Source organism: Rhizobacter sp. P1_G5 (assembly GCF_056405435.1).
Genome location: NZ_JBFUCB010000560.1, coordinates 1 through 4,063 on the forward strand (window position 1 = coordinate 1; position 4,063 = coordinate 4,063).

Annotated in this window: 5 protein-coding genes; 4 read left to right on the forward strand and 1 reads right to left on the reverse strand. The window is 70.4% G+C overall.

Going from position 1 to position 4,063, the window contains the following annotated elements; all coding sequences use genetic code 11:
- On the reverse strand, positions 1-655 hold a 655-nt coding region (locus AC1D12_RS26890), incomplete at its 3' end, for an Nramp family divalent metal transporter (RefSeq protein ID WP_477844064.1).
- Positions 656-757: 102 nt separating this feature from the next.
- On the opposite strand from AC1D12_RS26890, the gene AC1D12_RS26895 reads away from it, so the two are divergent.
- The 4 genes from AC1D12_RS26895 to AC1D12_RS26910 form a co-directional block, all read left to right on the forward strand.
- Positions 758-1,141 carry a VOC family protein gene (locus tag AC1D12_RS26895; RefSeq protein WP_477826438.1) on the forward strand — a complete coding sequence of 128 codons (384 nt, stop codon included), beginning with the start codon at positions 758-760 and terminating at the stop codon, positions 1,139-1,141.
- Between the two features lie 12 nt (positions 1,142-1,153).
- Complete coding sequence (locus AC1D12_RS26900) at positions 1,154-1,864, forward strand: helix-turn-helix transcriptional regulator (protein ID WP_047508207.1); 711 nt, start codon at positions 1,154-1,156, stop codon at positions 1,862-1,864.
- Between the two features lie 68 nt (positions 1,865-1,932).
- Positions 1,933-2,574: a glutathione S-transferase family protein gene (locus AC1D12_RS26905; protein WP_477826439.1), complete on the forward strand. Its 642-nt coding sequence runs from the start codon at positions 1,933-1,935 to the stop codon at positions 2,572-2,574.
- Positions 2,575-2,984: 410 nt separating this feature from the next.
- Positions 2,985-4,063: RHS repeat domain-containing protein (locus tag AC1D12_RS26910; RefSeq protein WP_477844067.1), on the forward strand; the 1,079-nt coding region annotated here is incomplete at its 3' end.

Below are 4,063 nucleotides of genomic sequence, written 5' to 3' on the forward strand. Positions count from 1 at the left end.
CGATCGCGAGGTACAGCGCCTGCGGGTTCTCGACGGCCGACAGGCGCGGCACGAAGCCCTGCGCGACGGCGCGCCAGTCGGGCCCGACCAGCGCGAGCTCGACCGCGTAGCAGGCGCCGATCGTGACGATCAGCCCGAGCACGATCGCCTCGACCTGCCGGAATCCCTTTCCCTTGAGCCCGAGCACGACCAGCGTGTCGAACGCGGTGATCACGATGCCGGTGACCAGCGACACGCCGAACAGCAGGTGCAGCGCGAGCGCACTGCCCAGCACCTCGGCCACGTCGCACGCGATGATCGCGAGCTCGGCCAGGATCCACAGCACGCGGCTGGTCGCCTTCGGGTAGTGGTCGCGGCAGGCGCGTGCGAGGTCCTTGCGGGCGACCAGGCCGAGGCGCAGCGAGAGCGTCTGCAGCAGCATCGCCGCGAGGCTCGACAGCAGCACCACGCACAGCAGCGCGTAGCCGTAGCGCGAGCCGGCCTCGATGTCGGTCGCCCAGTTGCCGGGGTCCATGTAGCCGACCGAGACCAGCAGGCCCGGGCCGGCGACGCGCAGCAGCTTGCGCCACAGCGGCGCCTGCGCGGGGATCGCGATGCTGCCGCGCACCTCGGACGGGCAGAACGGGGCGGTGGCGGTGCGCGGCAATGAAAACATGGGATCGCATTCTGCCGGCTGCTGACAACACGTTGTCAGCAGCCGCCGCGCAGCATCGCGGCTCCGTTCCAAGCCACGCAACCCGTCCACCCGGAGACCGCCATGACCGACCCCATCCGCAGCGCCCTCAACTGGTTCGAGATCCCTGTCACCGACCTCGACCGCGCCCAGGCCTTCTACGAGAAGCTGTTCGCCACCACGCTGCGCCGCGAGCCGATGGGCGACGTGACGCTCGCGGTGTTCGGCTACGACCAGCCGGGCGTCGGCGGCTGCCTGATCGCCGGCGACCGGGTCGCGCCGCCGTCGCAGATGGGCACCATCGTCTACCTGAACGCGCAGCCCTCGCTCGATGCGGTGCTCGAGCGGGTGCAGGCCGCCGGCGGCGCGATCACCACGCCCAAGGTGACGCTGCCGGGCGAGATGGGCTGCTTCGCCCACATCGCCGACAGCGAAGGCAACCGCATCGGCCTGCACGCGCTGGCGTAGCATCCGCCCACCATGCGCCGTGCCGACCGCCTGTTCCAACTCGTGCAGCTCGTCCGCGGGCGGCGCCTGACCACGGCCGAGTTCATCGCCGAGCGGCTCGAGGTGTCGGCGCGCACGGTGTACCGCGACGTCGCCGACCTGCAGTTGCAGGGCGTGCCGATCGAGGGTGAGGCCGGCGTCGGCTACCGCATGCGCGCCGGCTTCGACCTGCCGCCGCTGATGTTCACCGGCGAGGAGGCGCAGGCGCTGGTGGCGGCGGTGCGCATTGCGCAGCCGCGCATCGATGCGGCACTCGCGGCGCGTGCCGACGCGGCCTTGTCGAAGATCCTGTCGGTGCTGCCCAGCGCGGCGCGCGCGGCGGCCGAGAGCCTGGCGCTGTACGCGCCCACCTTCGAGTTCGATCCGCGGGCGCGCTCGCACCTGGAGCTGCTGCGGCTGGCCGCCGAATCGCGGCGCCGCGTCGAGCTGCAGTACGTCGACCTGAAGGAGGTCAGCACCGAGCGCACCGTGCGCCCGCTCGGCTGCTTCTACTGGGGCGCGGTGTGGACGCTGGCGGCGTGGTGCGAGACGCGCGAGAGCTTTCGCAGCTTCCGCGTCGACCGCATCCGCGAGCTGATCGTCACCGACACCGCGTTCCGCGACGAGCCCGGCAAGACGCTGGCCGACCTGTTCCGGCACAACGAGGCGGCGGCCGAGGCGCACCGCAACGCGAACGCGGCCTGAGCGACGGGCAGGGCGCCGGAGGGCGGCCCTCTAAGATGGCGGACCCCCACACCCTGCCCTGCCCTCCCATGATCCAGCTGTATTACTTCCCCGGCAACGCCAGCATGGCGCCGCACATGCTGCTCGAAGAACTCGGCATTCCGTTCGAGCTGGTGCGCGTCGAGAGAGAGAAGGGCGCGCTGCGCTCGCCCGAGTACCTGAAGATGAACCCGAACGGGCTGATCCCGGTGATGGTCGACGGCGACCTGGTGCTGTACGAGTGCGCGGCGATCTGCCTGCACCTGGTCGACACGCACCCGCAGGCCGGCCTGGCACCGGCCGTCGGCACGCCGCAGCGGGCGCACTTCTACAAGTGGCTGATGTGGCTGACCAACTCGCTGCAGCCGGCGCTGATCTCGTACTTCTACCCGGACCGCTACGTGCGCGATGCCGAGGTGGTGCCACAGGTGAAGGACTGTGCCGAGGAACGCGTCGGCGCGCTGATCGACCTCCTCGAGGCCGAGCTGGCATCGCACGGCAAGCCGTGGCTGCTGGGCGAGGCGTACAGCGCGCTCGACCCATACGCGCTGATGCTGTGCCGCTGGACGCGCAACTTCCACCGGCCGGCGCGCACGCTGCCGGCACTCGGCGCCTACGTGCAGCGCGTGCTGGCGCGGCCGGCGGTGCAGCGGATGTATGCGAGCGAGGGGCTGCAGCCGCCGCTGGTCTGAAGGCGGGGCGCCGCTTGGTGTGGCGCTTCTCCTTCATGTTGATGAGGATGGATGTCCCTGAGCCATTGACCGGGGCTGATCGCACGCGATAAGGTGCGTCCCCACGGCAACTGCATCGATGGATGCGCGCCAAGCCCGACCCGCTCACAAAAGCGGGCAGTGCACCCGGCCCCGCGGGCCGGCCCGTCGATCCCGTTGATTCCCTCAGGGAGAAGCCCTTGCATCCATCGCACCACGCGACCGTGGTGAGGTGCGGCGTTGCCGTGCCTYGGACGGTCTTGAACGTCATCTTCACGCTCTGGCTGCTGGCCTGYGCGACATCTGCCRTYGCGCAGTCGCCGGTCCAGCCKMCGGCCGACCCGTTCAACTACGCACGCACGACGAGCTTCACCTACCGYCCKGACGGWTTGGTGGAGACCGAGACGGTCGAGCCCGGCAACCCGCAGCTGTGCGTGGTGACGCGGTWCCGCTACGACGCGCGGGGCAACCGCACCGGCWCGCAGGTGTCCAACTGCAGCGGCGCCACCGGCGACGCCGTGTTCRCCMCGCGCAGCAGCAGCGTCAGCTACGRCGCGCAGACGGTGACGATCGGCGGCACGAGCGTGCAGATCCAGCCGGACACCCAGGTGAGYGGCCGCAGGAACGCGTTGCAGCAGGAGGAGACGCAGACGGTGGATCCGCGCTTCGGCACCGTGCTGAGCAGGACGGACGCGAACGGGYTGACCACGCGCTGGGAATACGACGACCTGGGTCGCRCGACGCGCGAGATTCGCCCCGATGGCACGCGCGTGATCACGGCCCACTGCCTTATCTCCGGGCGGATGAACCCGGCCGGTGACACCTCGAGCAACAGCCCCACCTGCCSGAACCCAAGCGCGGCCGAGATCCCGGCCGATGCGCTGGAGTTCACGCACGTGGAGTCGAGAGACGCCAGCGGCAGTGAGGGCATCAAGAATGGCCCGTTCACCCGCAAGTACCTGGACCGCGCAGGTCGGCTGCTGCGCCATGTGACCGAAGCCTTCGACGGACCGACGCAACCCGGCGGCACGAGCCGGCTGATCGTCACCGACACCGAGTACGGCGATCTGGGCCAGGTGCTGGTGCAGACGCAGCCGTACTTCCTGGACAGCGGTTCGTCGACGAGCGCAGGCAGTGCCGACAGGGGCCTCACGCGCACCGAGTACGACGCGATGGGCCGCCCGGTCCGGGTCTACACCGCCGACCCCCAGGGCAGCCAGCCGGGCGTGAGCTTCGGCCACCACGGCACGCGACGGGCGCGGGTGTCCAGCCTGGCCTACGGCGCGCTGGTGACCACCACGACCGACGACCAGGGCCATACGCGGCGCGAGGAGCGCAACGTCGAAGGCCGGCCTATCCGCATCACTGATGCGCAAGGTGCGCAACTCGTCCACCAGCGTGACGCGTTCGGCAACTTGGTGGCAACGAAGGACGCGCTGCAGAACACGGTGCAGATCAGCTACGACGTGCG